Source organism: uncultured Psychromonas sp., assembly GCF_947489755.1.
GTDB lineage: Bacteria > Pseudomonadota > Gammaproteobacteria > Enterobacterales > Psychromonadaceae > Psychromonas.
Window position 1 is genome coordinate 122,092 of record NZ_CANLFB010000003.1, and the last position, 20,792, is coordinate 142,883.

Annotated in this window: 20 protein-coding genes; 9 read left to right on the forward strand and 11 right to left on the reverse strand. The window is 34.9% G+C overall.

The genetic code is table 11. The annotated features are described in order from the left end of the window. Nucleotides 1–56: 56 nt before the first annotated feature. From Q0794_RS02820 to Q0794_RS02830, 3 genes are all read right to left on the reverse strand, one after another. The gene (locus Q0794_RS02820; protein WP_298939998.1) at nt 57–899 is read right to left on the reverse strand and encodes a DUF2914 domain-containing protein; all 843 of its coding nucleotides are present in this window, start codon (nt 897–899) and stop codon (nt 57–59) included. 319 nt (nt 900–1,218) lie between these two features. Then, nucleotides 1,219–1,854 (reverse strand): DUF938 domain-containing protein, encoded by a 636-nt coding sequence (locus Q0794_RS02825; protein WP_298939999.1) that lies wholly within the window; start codon nt 1,852–1,854, stop codon nt 1,219–1,221. Nucleotides 1,855–1,856: 2 nt separating this feature from the next. Continuing rightward, the gene (locus Q0794_RS02830; RefSeq protein ID WP_298940000.1) at nt 1,857–2,984 is read right to left on the reverse strand and encodes a GNAT family N-acetyltransferase; all 1,128 of its coding nucleotides are present in this window, start codon (nt 2,982–2,984) and stop codon (nt 1,857–1,859) included. A 302-nt stretch (nt 2,985–3,286) separates the two neighbouring features. On the opposite strand from Q0794_RS02830, the gene Q0794_RS02835 reads away from it, so the two are divergent. The 3 genes from Q0794_RS02835 to Q0794_RS02845 all read left to right on the forward strand — a co-directional run bounded on the left by Q0794_RS02835 (nt 3,287) and on the right by Q0794_RS02845 (nt 5,524). Continuing rightward, nucleotides 3,287–3,922: a heme-binding protein gene (locus Q0794_RS02835; RefSeq protein ID WP_298940001.1), complete on the forward strand. Its 636-nt coding sequence runs from the start codon at nt 3,287–3,289 to the stop codon at nt 3,920–3,922. 469 nt (nt 3,923–4,391) lie between these two features. Further along, nucleotides 4,392–4,790, forward strand: coding sequence for a thioesterase family protein (locus tag Q0794_RS02840; protein WP_298940002.1), 399 nt, complete (start codon nt 4,392–4,394; stop codon nt 4,788–4,790). 440 nt (nt 4,791–5,230) lie between these two features. After that, nucleotides 5,231–5,524 (forward strand): PilZ domain-containing protein, encoded by a 294-nt coding sequence (locus tag Q0794_RS02845; RefSeq protein WP_298940003.1) that lies wholly within the window; start codon nt 5,231–5,233, stop codon nt 5,522–5,524. A gap of 45 nt (nt 5,525–5,569) precedes the next feature. Here Q0794_RS02845 and Q0794_RS02850 read toward each other — a convergent pair whose 3' ends face one another. Beyond that, nucleotides 5,570–6,319 carry a 4'-phosphopantetheinyl transferase superfamily protein gene (locus tag Q0794_RS02850; RefSeq protein WP_298940005.1) on the reverse strand — a complete coding sequence of 250 codons (750 nt, stop codon included), beginning with the start codon at nt 6,317–6,319 and terminating at the stop codon, nt 5,570–5,572. A 90-nt stretch (nt 6,320–6,409) separates the two neighbouring features. Beyond that, nucleotides 6,410–6,712 carry a DUF496 family protein gene (locus tag Q0794_RS02855; RefSeq protein WP_137297402.1) on the reverse strand — a complete coding sequence of 101 codons (303 nt, stop codon included), beginning with the start codon at nt 6,710–6,712 and terminating at the stop codon, nt 6,410–6,412. A gap of 278 nt (nt 6,713–6,990) precedes the next feature. Between Q0794_RS02855 and Q0794_RS02860 the strand changes: the two genes are divergently transcribed. Then, nucleotides 6,991–8,370 carry a PhoH family protein gene (locus tag Q0794_RS02860; protein ID WP_298940006.1) on the forward strand — a complete coding sequence of 460 codons (1,380 nt, stop codon included), beginning with the start codon at nt 6,991–6,993 and terminating at the stop codon, nt 8,368–8,370. A gap of 207 nt (nt 8,371–8,577) precedes the next feature. Here Q0794_RS02860 and Q0794_RS02865 read toward each other — a convergent pair whose 3' ends face one another. The 3 genes from Q0794_RS02865 to Q0794_RS02875 all read right to left on the reverse strand — a co-directional run bounded on the left by Q0794_RS02865 (nt 8,578) and on the right by Q0794_RS02875 (nt 11,124). Next, the gene (locus tag Q0794_RS02865) at nt 8,578–9,333 is read right to left on the reverse strand and encodes a PEP-CTERM sorting domain-containing protein (RefSeq protein ID WP_298940007.1); all 756 of its coding nucleotides are present in this window, start codon (nt 9,331–9,333) and stop codon (nt 8,578–8,580) included. A gap of 648 nt (nt 9,334–9,981) precedes the next feature. Further along, a complete protein-coding gene (locus tag Q0794_RS02870) occupies nt 9,982–10,599 on the reverse strand; it encodes an RNA methyltransferase (RefSeq protein WP_298940008.1) in 618 nt (205 codons plus the stop codon). Nucleotides 10,600–10,764: 165 nt separating this feature from the next. Then, entirely contained in the window at nt 10,765–11,124 is a 360-nt protein-coding gene (locus tag Q0794_RS02875) for a DUF2750 domain-containing protein (RefSeq protein WP_298940009.1), read from the reverse strand. A gap of 159 nt (nt 11,125–11,283) precedes the next feature. Between Q0794_RS02875 and Q0794_RS02880 the strand changes: the two genes are divergently transcribed. The 5 genes from Q0794_RS02880 (at nt 11,284) to cysC (ending at nt 17,709) form a co-directional block, all read left to right on the forward strand. Then, nucleotides 11,284–12,411: a site-2 protease family protein gene (locus Q0794_RS02880; protein WP_298940010.1), complete on the forward strand. Its 1,128-nt coding sequence runs from the start codon at nt 11,284–11,286 to the stop codon at nt 12,409–12,411. 428 nt (nt 12,412–12,839) lie between these two features. Then, nucleotides 12,840–13,748, forward strand: a complete 909-nt coding sequence (gene cysD, locus Q0794_RS02885) for a sulfate adenylyltransferase subunit CysD (protein ID WP_298940011.1) — start codon at nt 12,840–12,842, stop codon at nt 13,746–13,748. 46 nt (nt 13,749–13,794) lie between these two features. Further along, nucleotides 13,795–15,204, forward strand: coding sequence for a sulfate adenylyltransferase subunit CysN (gene cysN / locus Q0794_RS02890; RefSeq protein ID WP_298940012.1), 1,410 nt, complete (start codon nt 13,795–13,797; stop codon nt 15,202–15,204). Between the two features lie 67 nt (nt 15,205–15,271). After that, the gene (locus Q0794_RS02895; protein WP_298940013.1) at nt 15,272–16,999 is read left to right on the forward strand and encodes an SLC13 family permease; all 1,728 of its coding nucleotides are present in this window, start codon (nt 15,272–15,274) and stop codon (nt 16,997–16,999) included. Between the two features lie 77 nt (nt 17,000–17,076). After that, a complete protein-coding gene (gene cysC / locus Q0794_RS02900; protein ID WP_298940014.1) occupies nt 17,077–17,709 on the forward strand; it encodes an adenylyl-sulfate kinase in 633 nt (210 codons plus the stop codon). A 136-nt stretch (nt 17,710–17,845) separates the two neighbouring features. On the opposite strand, the gene Q0794_RS02905 is transcribed toward cysC, so the two are convergent. The 3 genes from Q0794_RS02905 to Q0794_RS02915 form a co-directional block, all read right to left on the reverse strand. Further along, nucleotides 17,846–18,370 carry a tellurite resistance protein gene (locus tag Q0794_RS02905; RefSeq protein WP_298940015.1) on the reverse strand — a complete coding sequence of 175 codons (525 nt, stop codon included), beginning with the start codon at nt 18,368–18,370 and terminating at the stop codon, nt 17,846–17,848. Then, nucleotides 18,370–19,782, reverse strand: a complete 1,413-nt coding sequence (gene radA / locus Q0794_RS02910; RefSeq protein ID WP_298940016.1) for a DNA repair protein RadA — start codon at nt 19,780–19,782, stop codon at nt 18,370–18,372. The genes Q0794_RS02905 and radA overlap by 1 nt, the downstream gene beginning before the upstream one ends. A gap of 141 nt (nt 19,783–19,923) precedes the next feature. Beyond that, complete coding sequence (locus Q0794_RS02915; protein ID WP_298940017.1) at nt 19,924–20,586, reverse strand: regulatory protein RecX; 663 nt, start codon at nt 20,584–20,586, stop codon at nt 19,924–19,926. Nucleotides 20,587–20,792: the final 206 nt, after the last annotated feature.

Sequence of the window (20,792 nt, forward strand, 5' to 3'; positions counted from 1 at the left end):
ATCAATATTCCTTTATGTTTTATTTGTTTATTAATTACAAATCGTTACTGATAAACCTAGTATTTAAATTGACTTGTTGCAAGTACGTCACCGTTTTGGTTTTGAAGTTCAACTTTCCACTGGCCGTGCATGTTTGACTGAATAAACTTACTAGAGTGACTTCTCCAACGGTTACCTATCACGCCTATGCGTACTTTCGCAATATTTTCATTATTCAAACTCCATTGATAATAGAGCGTGGTATTTTTTGAATCATCAACTTGAGAGAATGCATAGATTGTTGCAATGTTATTATCAAAAACAATGTCGTTGATAGTACCTACTGGTTCATTCGCTATTACATTTTGAGCAATTATAAAACGAGTAACAGCTTCTGAGAGTATTTCTGTTTTAACCTGAGTGAACGGCATCATTGAGTTATTAGTTTCTGTTTCAGGTACATTAGCTGCCACAGTGTTTAAGGCTGCTGATGTATTATCTGTAATAGCTGATGTGATCTTTGAAAGCTCACTTTCTTTTGTATTAACAGGTATCGTATCGACATTGATATTTTCAATCGTTGCATCTTCTAATCGAGCTTGTGCTGGTGGTACTTCTGTCTCGTTGGCTATGTGGGGTGTTGCTGCTGGAATAGCATTTTCTATTGCAGGTGGTTGAGAAGTGTTTGATGTTGAATCAGCATTGCTGGTTTGAGCCATTGCTGTGTGATTATCATCAGTATTATCTTGAGATAAATAAGAAGATCCATAATAAATAGTGCTGCCGATGGCAATAAACACTAATAGAGAACACCCAATTATTCTCCCCCAGCGGTATTGGTACTTTTTTTCATCCTCAGTGAGACTATTTTGTTGTGGTTTAAAATTAACACGGATAGTAAATTTTTCCGATTCCTTCATGTTTTTGATCTCACTGAGGTTTTGTCGAATAGTATGGTATTGGATTATTAATATAAATAATAATTCAGATGTTTTCTTAGGTTACATTCTCCTAATGTGATTATTATTTTACTTATTTAGTACATATTTACTACTTTTCTAAGTCTAAATCGTTAAATAGGTTAATGTTATTTTTATTGAAGGTTAATCTGACATTTAAAATGTGGCGATAGCTTAATGATAGAATAGGCAAAATTGGAAAGAGGAAACACATTAACATTGAGTTGTTGTACGGATAAGTGCACTGAAAAAACGTATGTTAATGTGTGGTTAGAATGGATTATAAGTGACTGTTTACCTTGCTTTTTAAAGCATTTTTTCGAAAGTACAATAATTGATTGTTAGCAGGCATTACGTGATCTTTTATTAGACTAAGATTTGCTGAGCTAGCCAACATTAAAATGTCTTCAATGTTACGAATGCCGCTGTCTTTATCTCTTTCTTTTAGCCACAAATCAAAACTTTCATTGCTGTCGCTAGTATATTTTCCTTTATATTTAAAAGGGCCATAAATACAAACGTGAGCGCTATCAGTTAAATTTTTTGCAATACCTTCAAAGAATTTAATCACTAATGGCCAACTTATTATATGTAATGTATTCGCAGTAAACAGTGCATCTATTGGTAATGCTTGGTTTGGAATGGGCCAATCTTCATTTAAATCGACGACGATAGGCTTTTCAACATTCACTAAATTACTTTCATCTAACCATTCATTAATGCCATTATGATTGATGAGTAAATCACTAGTCTGCCAAGTCAAGTGTGCTAAATGTTGAGCAAAGAAAACCGCGTGTTGTCCTGTCCCTGAACCAATTTCTAATACATGTTTATTAGACGCGAATAGAGACGTTAACAGTGTGAGGATAGGTTGTTTGTTATTGTCAGATGCTTGGGAAAAAGGTTTATTAGTCATTTTTAATCTAATTTTTTGAAGGGTAAGAATTCACGACATTGTGCTTGGTAGATTAGCATATGGCTTTGCTCTTGTTGACAAAAATCTTTGATCGCATCTTTAAAGCTAGGATGCATTATCCAATGATAAGAGTAAGTGAGGATAGGTTCAAAACCTCTTTGAATTTTATGTTCACCCTGAGTACCTGGATTAAAGCTTGTTAGGTTATTTTCAATACAAAACTCTATTCCTTGATAATAACAAAGTTCAAAATGTAAATTATTATAGTATTCAGTACACCCCCAATAACGCCCGTATAGCTGGGAGTCATCATAAAAAAATAATGCACAGGCAATATCTTCTTGGCCATTATCTGCGATCATTAATAATATATTACCTGTCATTTTACTGACTATTTCTTGAAAAAACGTGGCATTTAAATGAGGCTGGTGGCCTCGTTTTAAATAGGTTAATTGATAGGTTAAATAAAAGAAATCTAAGTCTTTCTGTGTGATTTGATGACTTAGCAATCGTCGAATGTTAATGCCTTGTTGAGCCACAGATAGTCTTTCTTTACGTGTACTTCTTCTTTTACGTGATGTGAAAGTATTAAGGAAGTCATCGAAGTTTTTATAATGACGATTAAACCAATGAAATTGTACGGTATTTCGCTGATAAACATCTTCAGGTAATGTTGTTTTAATCTGATCGCAATACAATAAATGCCAACTGTTAATTTGTTCTTGTTCGCAATATTGTATGAGCGGTTCAAACACATCACATAAGTCTAGATCTGGTGATAATAATTTATCACTATTGACAGGAGTAAAAGGAATCGTCGCCACCAATTTTGGGTAATAATCAATGTTGTATCTTTTAAATGCATCTGCCCAATCCCAATCAAAAACATACTCACCCCATGAGTGACTTTTTAAATACATTGGCATAATTGCTAGGACATCATCCTCTGCTTTTGCGACTAAGTGATGGGGCTGCCATCCTTGCTGAGAACTAACGGATTGACTATTCTCAAGTGCCTTAAAAAAATCATAGTGAAGAAAAGGGCAGGTTGAGTTGTTTAACTTGTTCCAATCATTCTCATTGATATTTTCAATAGCATTAACGAAGTGAATGTTTATGTGGGTGGTCAATTGAAACTCCCTAATTGCGCTCTGCTAAAGCTCATTGTTAATAAGTAATGTGACTGTGACTTTAAAACTGTTTGTATTGATTGGCTAGCATACCGCGATAAGAATAGAAGTTAGATAAAATTTTACCCTTATATCGACGTTAGTACGTTTTTGAACGCTAATCGGTATCTAAATGAATATTGTAGCGTGCAGCGTGATCTGCTTGAGTTTTATATTCGTATTTAAACTTTATTGAGGTTAAAAAAGTATCAATCTAAAAATTTTTTAGTTGAATTAAAGTGATCAATTTAAGGCTAATGTTAATGAAATATGCAAAGCAAAATATAGTGAACGTTTTATTGGTAATCACTTTTACGACAATAAGCACCGGAGGCGCAATGGCGGCAGAAGAAGCTAAATATGAAGTTATTCATCAAGAAAACGATTTTCAAGTACGACATTATCAACCTCATATTGTTGCTGAGACCCTCGTAGATAGTGAATTTGAAGAGGCAGGAATTGAAGCATTTCAACGTTTGTTTAAATATATTTCTGGTAATAATACTGCTAAACAAAACATCGATATGACGGCATCAGTTAGCCAAGAAACCGGAGGCGAAAAAATCGATATGACATCACCAGTCGGGCAGCAAAGTATTAACGATCGTTGGGCTGTTAGTTTTATGATGCCTGCGTCTTCATCTTATAAGACGCTTCCCGAACCTAATGATAGTCAGGTTGTATTAAAACAAGTACCTGAACGGTTTATCGCTTCTATTGAATACTCTGGTTTTTGGAGTGAAGAATTATATAAAGAGAATAAAAGTGAATTACAAACCTGGATAAGTAAAAAGGGTTACCAAGTCATAGGTGAACCTATTTGGGCTCGTTATAATGACCCATTTACGCTTTGGTTCTTAAGACGCAATGAGATTCTTATTCCTATTGAAGCCCCTTAAATTAGCCAGCGATAATCTGCGCTAATAAATTGAAACATATAATGAAAATCGATGTGTTGCTTAATAAGCTAAGTAGTAATACATCGATTTATAACAACTTGCTTTATTAAAAATAACTTTTGATAACTTACTATTCCCAATATCATACTGCTCGCTATATCCCTTATTTATGAAACCTGTCGTTAAAATAAGCTAATTATTCATTGAATATAAGGTACTTAAATTAAGTGCTTTTGCTCTTCAGACTGCTTAATGTGGAATATGATATCTGTAGAGACAATATAAGTGATATAATGATCAGTCACTTATGACTTAAATGAATAAAGTTAATTGGTTTTGCTATCATTTAAATTAATATTTTAAAGTAATGTTTTTAAAGTAATGATCAATGCTATAGACAGGCTTTGTCAAATACGAAAAAACATAAGTGTTCGCTGTATGTTATTAAATCAAAGCAGGTTAGATTTACATGAGTAATAAAATATATCATCACCCCGTGCAGATCTATTATGAAGATACAGATCATTCAGGTGTGGTTTATCATCCTAATTTTTTAAAATATTTTGAACGTGCGCGTGAACATGTGATTGATAGTCAATTGTTAAATCGGTTATGGACTGAGCAAGGGATCGGCTTTGCTGTTTATAAGGCTAATATGATCTTTCAAGAAGGGGTCGAGTTTGCCGAAGTATGTGATATTCGCACCAGTCTTATCATTGAAGGTAAATATAAAACATTATGGCGACAAGAAGTCTGGCGTCCTAATGCGACTCGACCAGCAGTGATTGGGGATATCGAAATGGTCTGTTTAGATAAAGATAAACAGCTGCAACCGATCCCCAATGAAATTTTAGCGTTGTTGATATAGCTTTATAGATAAATTATTAATTAATAGAGCGACGTTATTACTTAGTTGACGGATTAAGTACTTAGTTGATGCATTAAGTGCTCAGTTTATTGATTAAGTACTTAGTTGACATCATTATCCATATTCAGCTAATTAACCTCAACTCTGCTTAACCAAATAGAAAGTCCATTTAAAATAATTGGGTTATAATTTTTTATTATACAATACTGCTAGTTGTGCGTAGAGCAAGGCAAATTATTGAAGTCATAACGGGTTATTGGGCAATAATTTAATGTAGAAAGTCACTTAAATAGCGGTGTTGTATTGCTTTTGATATTCGGAACTGAGGTTAATTACTATTATGCAATGTTACGTTTCTCTCAAACTTGTGATAATTACTATTTCAAACTTGCAGAAATGTTATTTTTAAGTCATTTTGGTACTTTAAAAAAGGGATAATTATGATTTTTGCACAAAATGAACAGCGCTCATTTCATCGAATGGAAATTAATTTACCTATTGAGATAATCAAAGGTGAAAAAACCTATCATGGTGTTTGTAGTGATTTAAGCAGTACAGGCATGCGAATCTCGCTTCAAACAACTGAGTTAAATGAAGGCGATGAGGTGACTATTCACCTTAGTACTGAAGATAAGCGTTTCCCACCATTAAATGCAACGGCTAAGTTGTTGCGTGTTATTAAATCTGAAGATGGTAACCTTTCTGCTGCCGTTGAGTTTATAGATTTAGAGTAGGGTTTATTGTTTTTATATGATAGTTTTTTTGTTGAAGCTGTCTTTTTAAATATTTATTAGATGGCTAGCATCAAAATATTGAATAGTTTGTTTTTGTTGACTGGCTCGGCATATCGCTAATGATTGTTCATTAAACATTGTCTGGTGACACTGCCAAGATGAATTTTCATCTAACGTGTAATGGTGATTAAAATTGACCTTAATGTTATTCGAAAGGCGATTATTAAGATCAAAGTAAAAGCTATCTAACCCTAAACCGATTCCAATCCCCGTTGCCTTTACAAAGGCTTCTTTCAATGTCCATACTTCAAAAAAACGTTGCTGCTTTTCTTTACCCTGTAAATAACAAAGAGCTTCATGTTCTTGTTTTGCAAAATAACGTCGACTAATTGGTTCAATACTGATCTTTCGTGTTGGGCTTTCTATATCACAACCAATTTCATCGTTAACACAAATGGCCATGATAATGAGTTCATTGTTATGACTTAGGTTAAAGCGTAGATTATTTATATTATTAACTAACGCAGGTTTACCGTGTTGACTACGTATAAATTTTAAGGATTTGGGATCGGTATTAGTATATTTGGATAATATTAAGCGACATAGTGATCGAGAAACTGTCGCGGTATGTTGTGCCGCTTTGTTCTTATACTGTTGAAGCTTAAGTGTCTCTTCATCACTTAGCAAAGCGCATAATGATACCATTGCTTCAGTTGATAATCGATGAGGCTCAATAAACCATATATCAATATGATTTATTTTTAAGGAGTGTAAAGAAGAGGGAATGAGAGTCAATTAAATACCAGCTACAAAAATGAAAGACATAAAAGCAAAAAAGATAGCTAAGCTATCTTTTTTAATCAATGTTAGGGCAGAATAAAACGATTATTTAGTTGATTCTGGGCGTCTAAAAGCATTGATTTGTTTATTCACTTCACGACGTTCTTTTGATAATTCAGCACCAGTAATGATGTGATCGTCAACACGATCTTCATAGTCAGATTGCATGTTTTTGATGATATTAACAATATCTGCATGACTCATATTAGGTGTGATGTATTCAGATAAATTTGTTAATAGATCTACACGTTTACGGTTATCACGGATTTTTTTCTCGTTATCAATGATTTCACGCTTTAGTTTATTTTTACGGCGAGTGTTTTTTACCAATTCAAGAACAGTACTCATTTATCACACCTTTTTATTTATACACTTAATGATTATTCAAATAGTAACAAATAATATTATTCGTTTAATTAAATCAATAAATTGCTGATTTATACTTAGAGTTCAATTATACGCTGCATATTCATTTACGAAACCGATTTTTTAAAAAAATGTTAGATAAATAACTTATTGTTGGACTTTTATGATGCTTTTGTAAAAGATGGTAATGTCATAAAAGCGTAATAACTTACTGTTTATATAAAAACTCCACTGCAACATCATACTCAGAGGAATTATTCATGACAGATATAGCACGTAAATTTTATATACTAGATACCAATGTTTTATTACATGAACCCTTAGCTTTATATTCCTTTCAAGAACACAACGTTGTCATTCCTATGACAGTATTAGAAGAATTAGACAGAATTAAAGATCGGCAAAAAGATGTTAGCCGGGACGCTCGTGTAGCGATTCGGAGCTTAGAGCAACTTTTTCAAGATGCGACGACAGAGCAAATTAGCCAAGGAGTAGAGATAGACCACAAAGGTGTTCAGCTAGGCGGTGTTATTTCTATTTTTGCTGACCATCATGCTTCGTTTGTGCAGGAGTCTTTTAGTGAGGACGAGCCCGATAATCGTATTATCAACGCTGCATTATATCTACAGAAAAGCAAAGCTCCTGCTAAAGTTGTTTTAGTGACTAAAGACATTAATATGCGCCTCAAAGCCAAAGGAGCGGGACTTAAATTTGTAGAAGATTATAGAACCGATCAAGTCATTGGTGATGTTGATTTATTAAGTAAAGGTTATCAAAAAGTAGAAGGACTATTTTGGGATAATATCAAAGAATGTGAAACCTTTAATCGTGGTGAAGATACTTACCATCAATTAAAATCAGACAAAATACATAACCCGTATACGAATCAATATGTGGTCGATGAAAAAAACGATTTTGTTGGAAAAATCACTGACCACTTTAAAGATGAAGTTGAGTTATTAGACATCGGTTATGATCGTTTAATGAATCAGCAGGCTTGGGGCATTACACCAAAGAATATATATCAAGGTATGGCAATTAATGCATTATTAGATCCCAAAGTAGATTTAGTTATTCTAACGGGGCCGGCAGGTTGCGGAAAAACCTTGCTAGCGGTAGCCGCTGCACTTGAATTAGTGATTGAAAATAAACAATACGATAAGATTATTGTGACACGTAATACACCTGATATTGCCGAGAATATTGGTTTTTTACCTGGAACGGAAGAAGAAAAAATGATGCCTTGGTTAGCATCGGTCACCGATACATTAGAAGTGCTGCATAAAAACGATAATTGCAGCACCAGCTCTGTTAATTACATTATGGATAAAGCTAATATCCAATTTAAATCTGTCAATTTCATGCGTGGTCGGAGTATCCAAAATAGCTTTGTCTTGCTCGATGAGTGTCAAAACTTAACCGCGTCGCAATTGAAAACAATTATTACACGATGTGGGGAGGGCACTAAAATAGTCTGTTCAGGGAACCTTGCTCAAATTGATAGTAACTATCTTACACCTGTCACATCCGGGTTAACTTATATCGTAGAGCGATTTAAAGATTTCGAAGGCAGTGCTAATATATTTCTGAATGGTGTGATGAGAAGCCGTTTAGCTGAGTTTGCTGAGGAGCATCTTTAATAGAAATTTAACGATAAATTATTCATGCAGTATTATTATAGAGCAGAAATGTGAATATCAGTGTTAATAAATAGAATTATAAGTCTTATTCATAAATTGTAGTTGGTAGGAAATGAATAATACCGCCTAACCTATTTAAAATGCATAGTCGGGCATCACATGGTTAAAAATAATATTTAATCATGTGATGCTTACTTTAAATAAAGATTAAACTTTTGGCTTTTTACGATAAAATCCCAAACCAGCCAAACTTAGCCCAAATAAAAGTATTGATGTTGGTTCTGGTACATTAACAACTGCTCCTCCACCATCCGCGCCATTGGTATTAATATTATTTTGAGATAAAAAGGTACCGACTCCAGTGGTTGTATCCAAAGAAAGAGTGGCACCGGAGTAAGTAAACCCATACAAAGTATTATTAAGGTAATTCAATCCATATACAGAAGAGTACCCAGTTGAACCAATCAATGTACCACTACCATCTGCCGTGCTCAATGACCAAAGGCTATCACCATTTACGCCAGTTGAAGATGACAGGTAAAGATTACCTAAATCATCAAAAGAAATATCACCAGAAGAATAATAAGATCCTGTTCCTATTAAAGAGGCACTGCCAGTAGTTGTATTGATTGAATATAACCCATTACCACCACTGCCGTACAATGTCCCATCACTGGCAAATGTTAAACCATTTACACTCGCGCCCACACTTCCGATTAGAGTCGTGGATGCCGTCGTTTGGTTGATGGAATAAAGCTGGTTACCACTTGTTACACCATATAATATATTTGAAGTACTTAGTGCAATATCATACATGACTCCAGAATTACCAATTAAAGTTGAATTATTAGTGACAACATCATAATCATATAGGTCACCATTAGATGCGCCAATAAAGGTCGCATGAACTGTGCTTACTGATAAAATCATTGCACCGCTTATTGCATAAATTATAGGTTTCATTTTATATCCTTATGTTGAGTTCTATTAATTAAAAAAACTTAACTGCTGTTTTCGATTAAATATTAAGCATAAAATATTCCAATTAAATAAAGCACATAAAAATCAACCAACTGTCAACTTAAAATAAAGTCAAATGGGTTGTACAATCCAAAATGCAGTCTAAATAAAAATATGTGTAAAATATATCGACAAAAGATCATTGTTAATAAGTAAGTTTAATGCCTTGATCTCACTCTTGTTTTATACGAGGAATAAATGTCAGTTATATAATGAATGGAGGGATTATTATAAAAAAGAATGGATGTGAGTTTCGTCAATATCTATAAAATAGTTTATTTATTAATACAATAGATAAAAAAGGTGAATTAATGAACGATGAAAATGGACACCATTTGATTAATTTTAAATAGTTATATTGATATGTCTGGGAATCATTTTCTTAGGAAAAATTATAATTTTTAGTTCAAAGTATATTACGTGAAAGGAAAGATGAAACAGAGGCTTTACTCTAAATTACATGATTAATAACCTCATTATTAATGATGAGGTTATATATGATTAAAAGCAATATTGAGTAACGACTAATCAAAAGTTAAAGGAACGATCGATGGTCAGCCACCGATTAAATTTTTATATTCAATTATATCTTTAATTATTGGCGTTAAATTTTTCTCTTTCTAATTTTTTAGCTGCTTTTATCATATTATTTTTGTATTTTAATTCTTTCACTTTAATTTTGTTGTTTTTATCACGGCTGTTTTTAATCAGATCATTATCTAATTGATGCTGTTGAGATTTTGCTAATTTGTCATAAAGAACAACATTGACAGAAGCTGCTAAGTTCATGCAACCAATGGTTGGAATGTAAACTACTGCATCAGCTTTGTTGATCACTTGTTGTTTGATCGTGCCGTCTTCCGGACCGAATAAATACATCGCATTTTCAGGGTGTTCAAAATTAGGTAATGGAATGGCACCTTCAATTAAGTCAACACAGACTAACTTCATACCCGGTTCTAATGCCGTTAATAAATCATCGTAATGTACTAATGGGACTATTTCGTGGACTTTTTGAGTATCTGCGGCTAAACGGACTGCGCGATTAAATCTATCGCCAGAATAAACAACTTTTTGAGCATCATAACAACCTGCTGCACGCATCGCGCCACCAACGTTAGATGAGCTTTTAGGATTAGTAAGGGCGATCATAGTACGTATTGTTGAGTGAGACTCAGATTTATTTTCTGACGATATATTTTCTGACATAGTAATTTGGCACAATAATTAAGAAGTAGAGGAATTGAAATAAATTATAAGTGCATTCGTTTTTAACTTTCAGTTCTTAATTTTTAATAAGAATAAGGTAAGTAAAAAAAGCCAACACACTTTTAATCTGTAATAGTTTAACTGATCCCTGTAAGGGATAGTCAGTTATAATGCTTCGATTTGACCAAGCGCTTCAGTAAATTCTGATAAACCTAATTCAAGATCATCTTCATCGCCAACCCAGTTCAGGCCGACAATTACATCATCTTCAACTAAATCTTCTAACCAAAACTCAAACCAATCAGCTAAAGCGATAGGAGCTGGCGTATAATCTTCCCATTCTTCGATACAGTGTGTTTTTGCTAACGCTTCAGATGACCATAAAGGCATTACTTCAGTTTCTTCATAGCTCATTGAATCCATTACAACCCAATCACCACTTGCTTTATCTTGTAGTGCCCATAAAACTTGACTTTCTTTAACGTCATCTTGGAATTTTTCTAATGCAGCAATATTCTGAGTCATGGTGCTTCTCTCTTATTATGGAGTGGTAAAACTAAAAACGCTTAGTATACGGGTTAAGGCGATAATTGATAGTGAGAAATAAGGATGTTTTGATGCAATGAGTTGATAGTCAGCTTTTTTAAACTCTGTCATAATTGCGCCGACTCAAAAGGAAAAAACATGGAATTATTACAATTAGAATATTACGGAAAAACGCTTAGACTTGAAGCATCAATGGCTGGTTGGCAGCAACTGTATTGGGGAGAACAAATTGTTTCTCAGATTACAGCAAGTGAATTTGCTCAAGGCAACAAAAGTCATGAATTTGAATTACTTCAACAAGCTGCAAATGAACTTCCTTTAACGCCTGATGGGGAGCAATCAGAAAGCGTGGCTATAAAATGCCAATTAAATGTAGATCTGGTATGGCAGCCATTTTCACTTAATTATTCTTTTTATGAAAATGGGCAATTAATAAAAGAAGACTCACGAAATGAAAAAGATATCGAACAACAAACGCCTATAAAAGTGGCGTCAGAGCCTAAAAAAATAAGTCTTCTTGGATTAGGCTCATTAGCACTAAAGCTATTTAAAAGCGCCAAAATCATTAAAGTGGTATTAGCTGGTGCAAGTGTTGCTGCTTACAGCTGGTTTTTCTCGTTTCAATTTGCTGCTGCATTAATCGCTTGTTTGGTTTTTCACGAATATGGGCACATTCGTGCTATGAAATATTTTGGTATGAAAACTAAGGGCATTTATTTAATTCCCTTTGTTGGTGGGCTCGCGGTATCCGATGAAAAAATTAACACCCGTTGGCAAGATGTGGTGATTTCGATTATGGGGCCGACGTTTGGACTCATCATGTCATTAGTGTGTTTAATCATTTATTGGTTAACGGGGAGTGAGTTTTTTGCTGGCCTAGCGACATTTAATGCATTACTTAACTTATTTAATCTTTTGCCTATTTTACCGCTTGATGGTGGACATATATTAAAAAGTATTAGTTTTTCTATGAACAGTAAAATTGGCTTATTAGGTTGTGTGTTAGGTGCTGCTGCAGGTGTTTTTATTAGCTATGTATTAGGCTTAGCATTATTAGGGTTTTTACTATTAATAGGCAGTGTTGAAATAGTATTTGAATGGCGAGCACGTTTTAATAGTCATTTATTACCCTTAGATCGCTATGGGCAATTGTTTTCAACCGCTTGGTATTTATTAACAGTAGGGGCATTAATTGGTATTATTTTTTACTTTGCAAAATCAGGTGACCAATTACTTTCACTGCCTTTAATTATATTAGGCAGCTAATTTAGCCGTGAAAATTTTATTAACACAAACGGTACTTAACATAATTTACTTAACATAATTTCAAAGCAACTGATGATTCACTTTAAGAGTAATAAATGACATAAAATATTACTCGTTGATACCAATGCTTTTTTGAAGTAAATTAACGCTAAATTTTTTACAACTTTTATACCTTTTTACGGTCGTAGAAAGGGTTTTGTCATTAAGCTAGTCTTTATTGGTTTAGTTTTTATAGTTTAAGGTGTTGATTAAATCGTTTTTTCTGTAATGATTTAACGTTTAAAAATTAACGCTTATATTCAATGACATAATTAATTACGCTTATAACTATTTTCTATATTCTATCTGAATTTGTTACTGATATTTTTCAGAGAACACTGCATAATACGTTTAAATTATATATATCCTGTGACTTTGTAAGGAAACACATGAACAATAAAAGACTAACTCACCTTAAGGCACTTGAGGCTGAATCAATTCAAATAATGCGTGAAGTAGCCGCTGAATTTGATAACCCAGTAATGCTGTACTCAATTGGTAAAGATTCGTCAGTGTTATTACATCTTGCTCGTAAAGCCTTTTACCCAGGTAAAATTCCTTTCCCATTACTTCATGTTGATACCGACTGGAAATTCAAAGAAATGATTGAATTCCGTGATAATTTATCGAAGAAGTATGACTTCGATTTATTAGTTCATAAAAACCCTGAAGGTATTGCAATGGGTATGGGACCGTTTACACATGGTTCAGCTAAGCATACTGATGTAATGAAAACACAAGGTTTGAAACAAGCACTAGACCATTACGGTTTTGATGCTGCATTTGGTGGCGCACGTCGTGACGAAGAGAAATCTCGTGCTAAAGAACGTGTTTATTCATTCCGTGATAAAAAGCATCGCTGGGATCCTAAAAATCAACGCCCTGAATTATGGAACATTTATAACTCAAAAGTAGACCGTGGCGAAAGTATTCGTGTATTCCCACTATCTAACTGGACTGAGCTTGATATCTGGCAGTACATTTATCAAGAAGATATCGAAATGGTGCCACTATACTTCTCTGCACCACGTCCTGTTGTTGAACGTGATGGTTCATTAATCATGGTTGATGATGAGCGTATGCCACTTGAAGAAGGTGAAGTTCCGCAGATGAAAAATGTACGTTTCCGTACATTAGGCTGTTACCCATTAACAGGTGCGATTGAGTCTGAAGCGAAGACACTACCTGAAATTATTCAAGAGATGTTGTTAACAACAACATCTGAACGTCAAGGCCGTGTAATCGATAACGATTCTGCTGGTTCGATGGAAAAGAAAAAAATGGAAGGTTACTTTTAGGCCAACGCTTAAAAAACCCAGTCCTATAAAGAGTTAAGGAAAAAAAATGACTAACGATACAAATCTAATCGCATCGGATATCGAAGAATATTTACGTGTACACGAAAACAAAGACATGATGCGTTTTATCACTTGTGGCAGTGTAGATGACGGTAAATCAACGTTAATTGGACGTTTATTATTTGATAGTAAAATGATCTTTGAAGATCACATGGCTGCTATCGAAAAAGATTCTAAAAAATTCAACACCACAGACGAAACTTTTGACTTAGCATTGTTAGTGGATGGTTTACAGTCAGAACGTGAGCAGGGCATTACAATCGATGTTGCTTACCGTTACTTTGCAACTGAGCAACGTAAATTTATCATTGCTGACACCCCTGGACATGAGCAATACACACGCAACATGGCAACAGGTGCTTCAACATGTGATTTAGCGATTATCTTGATTGATGCGCGTCATGGTGTACAAGTTCAAACTCGTCGTCACTCTTACATTTGTTCTTTGTTGGGTATTAAGCATGTTGTTATTGCGATCAACAAAATGGATGCAGTAGATTACGATCAAGAAGTTTATAAGAAAATTAAAGCGGATTACCGTGAGTTTGCTAAACAATTAAACATTGCTGATGTTCGTTTTGTGCCAATTTCTGCGCTTAAAGGTGATAATGTAGTAAACCAAAGTGAAAATATGCCTTGGTACCCTGGTTCACCATTGTTACGTTTACTAAACACAGTTGAAATCAGCAGCAATGCAATTGATCAATTCCGTTTAGGCGTTCAATACGTAAACCGTCCAAACTTAGATTTCCGTGGTTTTGCAGGGACTGTTGCCTCTGGTGAAATTCGTGTTGGCGATACTATTGAAGCATTACCTTCTGGTAAGCAAAGTAAAGTGAAAGAGATTGTTACTTTTGACGGCAACTTAGAAGTTGCTTATCAAGGTATGGCCATCACACTAACACTTGAAGATGAAATTGATATCAGCCGTGGTGATATGATTGTTCGTCCGCATGAAAAACCACAATCAACTAAAAACTTTGAAGCTGATGTTGTTTGGATGGATGAAACTGCACTAAACGTTGACCGTGAATACATCATCAAAGTTGGTAGTAATACGACGGTTGGTGCTGCTACTTCTATTAACTATCAAACAGATGTTAATACAATTCAACAAAAGCCAGCGACTCAATTAGCACTAAATGAAATTGGTAGTTGTAACTTTGAAGTCGCAAAAGAAGTTCAGTTTGATGCATATTCAGATAACAGAGCAACAGGCGCGTTCATTATTATTGACCGTTTAACTAATGGTACTGTTGGTGCGGGCATGATTAAACGTCCACTTGAAGCAACTTCAGGCCCTAAATCAGCTTACAGTGAATTTGAAGTTGAATTTAATGCATTAGTTCGCAAACATTTCCCTCATTGGGAAGCAAAAAATATCCTAAAAGGATAATTGCTAAATAGTGTTCGGTTGCTAGTGTTAGGCTAGCAACTGAATGCTCTTAACTGATGGCCTATTCATGACTCTTCATTCCTATTTTGTTCTCGCAGTTTTTATCTTCACTATCATCGGTTTAATTAAATTCCAAGAGCGTCCAAGTGTTGTCTTTGGCGTTGCATTAATGACTTTATTCTCCACACAAATGGTGACAACAGACCAAGTAATTAAAAGTCTCTCCAATCAAGGACTATTAACATTAATTTTGTTAATGCTTTGCTCTATTGCCCTTGAAAAAACCCGTTTATTACGTTTAGTTGCCATGAAGGTGATTAAACCAAGTTATAATTCCACATGGTTACGATTATTTGGTTTCACTGTTTTCTCTTCTGCTTTTTTAAATAACACGGCGGTTGTATCAACCATGTTAGCGCCAATTCGTAATAACCCTAATCACTCGGCAAGTAAGTTATTAATTCCATTATCTTATGCGGCAATTTTAGGGGGCACATTAACGCTAGTAGGTACCTCGACTAACCTGATTGTTAATAGCTTAGTACTCGATGCAAACTTACCCTCATTAGGCTTTTTTGACTTTACTCTAGTAGGGTTGTTTTTAGTGGGAACTTGTGGCCTTACGTTATATCTTTGTCGTTCATTATTACCTGATATTGATATGAAACTAACCGATGCACCTTCTTATTTCATTGAAGCAAAGGTTAACTTAGATTCAAGTTTAGTGGGTAAAAGTATCGATCAAAATGGTTTACGTCATTTACAGTCTCTTTTTTTAGTGGAGATAATGCGCGGTGACTTACAACTCACGGCGATCACTCCCAATGAAGTCATTCAAGCGAATGATAAACTGATCTTCAGTGGTGATATATCGAAAGTTAGCCAGTTGCGTTTATTTGACGGTTTGTCTATTTTTGCTGAAAACAGTGGCTTACCATTAGGTAATTTACGAGAAGTAGTGGTACGACCTGAAAGTGTTTTAAATGGTAATACATTAAAATCAGTGGGATTTCGTTCTTTGTTTGATGCTGCTGTTGTCGCTATTAAACGAGACGGTGAAAAAGTATCAGGAAAAATTGGTAAACTAAAAATTAAACCTGGTGATTTTTTGGTGTTGGCGGTGGGCGAAGATTTTAAATCTCGCCGTAACATACGTAAAAACTTTATATTATTGTCGGATGTCGAGCTAGATTCGCGTTTATCAGGTAAAAAAGAACTATTAGCTATCTTTGGTTTTTTTGCTGCTATTGCACTGGCTGCACTCGGTATTATTCCTTTGTTTAAAGCCGTCTTACTATTACTTGGGGTTTTGCTTCTTAGTGGTTGTTTAACCAGTAGTGAATTGGTTCGACGTTTTCCAACGGATATTTGGGTGATCATATCGGCTGCTATTGTCTTGTCTTATGCGCTACAAAATAGCGGCGTTATAGACAGTTTCACACAAGTTATGAGTAATCATTCGAACTCATTTAGTCCATTACTCGCGTTAATTGCAGTATATGCGGTCACCTTATTGTTGACCGAATTAGTCACTAATAATGCGGCTGCAGCCTTGATATTCCCAATCGCTTATGGCCTTGCAGTAAGTATTGATGCTAATCCAACAGCTTTTATTATGGCCGTCGCATTTGGTGCGAGTGCTAGTTTTATCAGTCCTTATGGTTACCAAACCAATTTGATGGTATTCAATGCAGGACAGTATAAATTAAATGATTTTATTAAAATTGGTGTGCCTGTTAGCTTGGTTTATAGCGTGACATGTATTATCGCCATTGTTTTTGTATTTGGCCTATAGACAAAAAAAGTTTATTAATTAAATAAGAAGTTAGGCTTTATTGAGGCCACTGACTTCTGTAATTAGAGAGAAATATTATGAATAACCCGTATATAGAAAAAGATGTTGATGGTGAAAAATCATCTGATGTTGTATGGCATCAAGCGAGCGTTTCACATCAAGACCATTGTCAATTAAACGGCCATAAAGCGGCAGTATTATGGTTTACAGGCTTGAGTGGTTCAGGTAAATCTACGGTCGCTAATGCGGTTGATTTAATGTTATTTCAACATCAAGCTAAAACTTATGTGCTAGATGGCGATAATGTGCGTCACGGTTTAAACGGAGACTTAGGTTTTTCAGATAAAGACAGAATTGAAAATATTCGCCGAGTAGGTGAAGTGTCAAAACTATTTGCTGATGCTGGTTTATTAGTCTCTACTGCTTTTATTTCTCCTTTTGTAGCAGATCGTGAAATGGTGCGTTCTCAACTAGCAGAAGGGCAGTTTATTGAAGTATTTATTGATACGCCGTTAGCTGTGTGTGAATCACGAGATCCAAAAGGTTTGTACAAAAAAGCGCGCGCTGGTGAGATTAAAAACTTTACGGGGATTGATAGTGCTTATGAAAAACCAGTTAATCCTGAAATACATGTAGAAACAGATCAGAAGTCAATTGAAGCTTGCGCACAACAAGTTATCGATTATTTAAAAGCGAACCAATACTTGTAAGCTTTATAAACATGTTAATTATTGTTTATGAGTAATGGAAAAGGGTTACATCAATCAAAGTAACCCTTTTTAATGTTTAGCATAAAGTATAAGGTAATTTAAGATTAACAATCTGACATCTATTGATGTGATGATGCTAATCAGGTTTCTGGCAAATAATCTGTGCAATCGCACGATCTGGATTTTCTTTAATACCTTCAAAATAGAATAAAATATCCCATTCTTTAAAAACAGTTTTTAACTCACCAAGTTCCAGTAAAAAATCGGCTCTATTGGGACGGCCAAACTGTCTATTTTCAATGGTAAACGTTTCGTAAATTACAATACCACCGGGTTTAATTGCTTGTTTAATACTGTCAAATAAAGGACGGTGTAAATATCTGAATACAAGAATACCTTGCAACTGCATTTGCGCTAATTTTTGTGCGTCTAGACTTGATTCAGACTCAAAATCTGCTTGCCAAAGTGCTGAGTTATCAATATTAAAATCTTTATGTAAAGTGGATAAGTGTTGCTGTTGAAGGTCGGCAAATACTAGCTCAATATTTTGGGCTTTTAATAATAAGCCATTTTGACCTCTACCGCAGGCCAAGTCTAAAACGACGCCTTTATCCGGTTCAAATAAGGATAAGTTATCTTTTAATAATTGTGCTGCAGACATTATTGAAGTGCCTCAATTAAATCACGTACGTTTTTAAGTGGAATGATTTTTTGATCGCCTTTCACAAATTGTTGCATTGAAGCGTGGTAAGCGACAGAAGGAATAAAGATCTGTTTTTTTCCATGACTTAACGCTTCACGAACTCGAGGAACAATTTGTGGTATCTGACGCAGTTCTCCGGTTAAGGCTAACTCACCAATAAACACAGCATCACTCGGTAACGGTTTTGAATTAATTGAGCTGAGTAAAGCTGCAGTTACTGCCATGTCGGTCGATGTTTCAGAGTCAGCCATTTTTAAACCGCCCACTAAACTGATATTTATATCGTAATAAGTAGGAATTCCACCGTGTTTTTTGAGTACAGCAGTAATTAAAGATAAGCGACTGTATGAGACACCAATACAGTTTCTAATTGATTTTTCACCTTCAACTTCCGTCGCTAAAGCTTGTATTTCAATTAATAGATTACGGGCACCATCTTTAATCACAGAGATAGCTGAGCCTTCAAAGTGTTCTTCACTACCCGACAAAAATAAGCGACTTGGATTATCAACAGAGCGCATGCCTTTTTCGGTCATTTGAAAAATACCCACTTGCTCAGTATCACCGAAACGGTTTTTGTCGGCACGTAAAATTCGTACAGAAGCATCATTCACTTCAATGTGAATTGCCGTATCAATAATATGTTTGAGTGTTTGTGGTCCCGCCATTTGTGAGTTCTTATTCACTTGCCCTACCAAGATAAGTGTAATGCCGTGTTGCTTACATAAACGGTTTAATATTTTTGCACAAGTTTTAACTTGCGTGACACCACCTGCAGATCCATCGACGGAATTAGATTCAAAAGCTTGAATGGAATCGGCAATTAAAAACTTCACTTTATTTTCGATACATTGATTAACAATGTCTTCAATGCTGTCAGTATCTGATAATAAAAAATTATCTTCATTAAAATGTAGGTTTAACCTTTCAATGCCACGTTTAGCCCACTGACTTAAACTTTCTTCTGCCGTGACATATAAAGTGGACATGGTTTGTGACATGACGGAAGCCACTTTAGTGAGTAGGGTGGTTTTACCTGAGCCCGGGTCGCCACTAATTAATACCACTGAGCCCAATGTAATGCCATCACCCAATACCCGGTCTAATTCACTTAAGCCAGTTGAGACACGTTGTGCATTTTCTACTTGTACCGTTGAAATTCGTTGCACGCCATTAGTCGTGACACCGGCATAACCACCGACCTGATTTCGATTAATAGCGGCATTAACTGATTTAGTGGTACTCGATGCTTCGCGAAATTCAGTGATCGTATTCCAAGCTTTACATTCGCCACATTGCCCTTGCCATTTAGTATAATCAGCACCACAGTCACTGCATACGTAGGAAATTTTTGTTTTTGCTTTTGCCATGAATTTTTCCGTATTATCAAATCAGACTTAATGTCTTAATGTCTTAATGTCTTAATGTCTTAATATCTTAGAGTCTCAATCGTCTTAAGTGTTTTTTTAGACTTGTTTTTTGCACACCGTACTTTTATATATTTTAATTATTTATTCATCTAACACTAACTGTTGATTAAATAACGTTATCGCTTGATTGGACTTTGAATAGTCATAACCATGCGAAGTAAGATGTCTTAATGCTTTGGTTTTTTGTTTTTGATCTTCAATCACTACTTTGAATTTCTTAGAAAGCAACAAACAAGCTTCATCGAGATCGTTAAACGTGGGTGTTGGAAAACCTTCATTATGTGATTCGATGGCTAATGCAATAATATCGAAACTATGCCCTTTAGCTTGTAGAAACCCCATCGCTTTCTGTTTTAAATGTTGCGTTACAATGGCTTCTCGATATTTATTACTTAATAATTGCTGAGCAGCATCGATGTAATTGAATTCATTGTCATCAAATGTTTGTTTAATTAACAGTTCGCCAATACCTTTTAATTTTAAATCTTGTTTTATACGCGTTGCGCCATACCCTTTATTTTGTGAGCCACGAATAAAAGATTCCGTAAAACGTTGATCATCTAGATAATTATAATCTAAACATTCATTGATAACGGTCTCTATCCACGCTTGATTATCGGTTTTACGCTGAAGCTTTTTTAATAGCTCTGCTTGGCTATGGTCTCGACGTGATAAATGCCAAAAAGCACTTCGACGAACCCCATCAATATCCTTTGCAATCTTAATTGGCTTATTCGCAAACATAATTGACTCACTTAAGTGTGTTTATATACAGTATAACGTTATATTAAATATTATTACAGGTATCTTGTGATAATTGAGCTGGTAGGTGTGATTAAAAGAGTTGTATTGTGTGATTATCACCCTATAATATGCGCCCCCATATTGGTATAACGAGATAGTTAACTAGGTTAGCTATAAGCTATCACTAAAAATTTGGGACACATAAT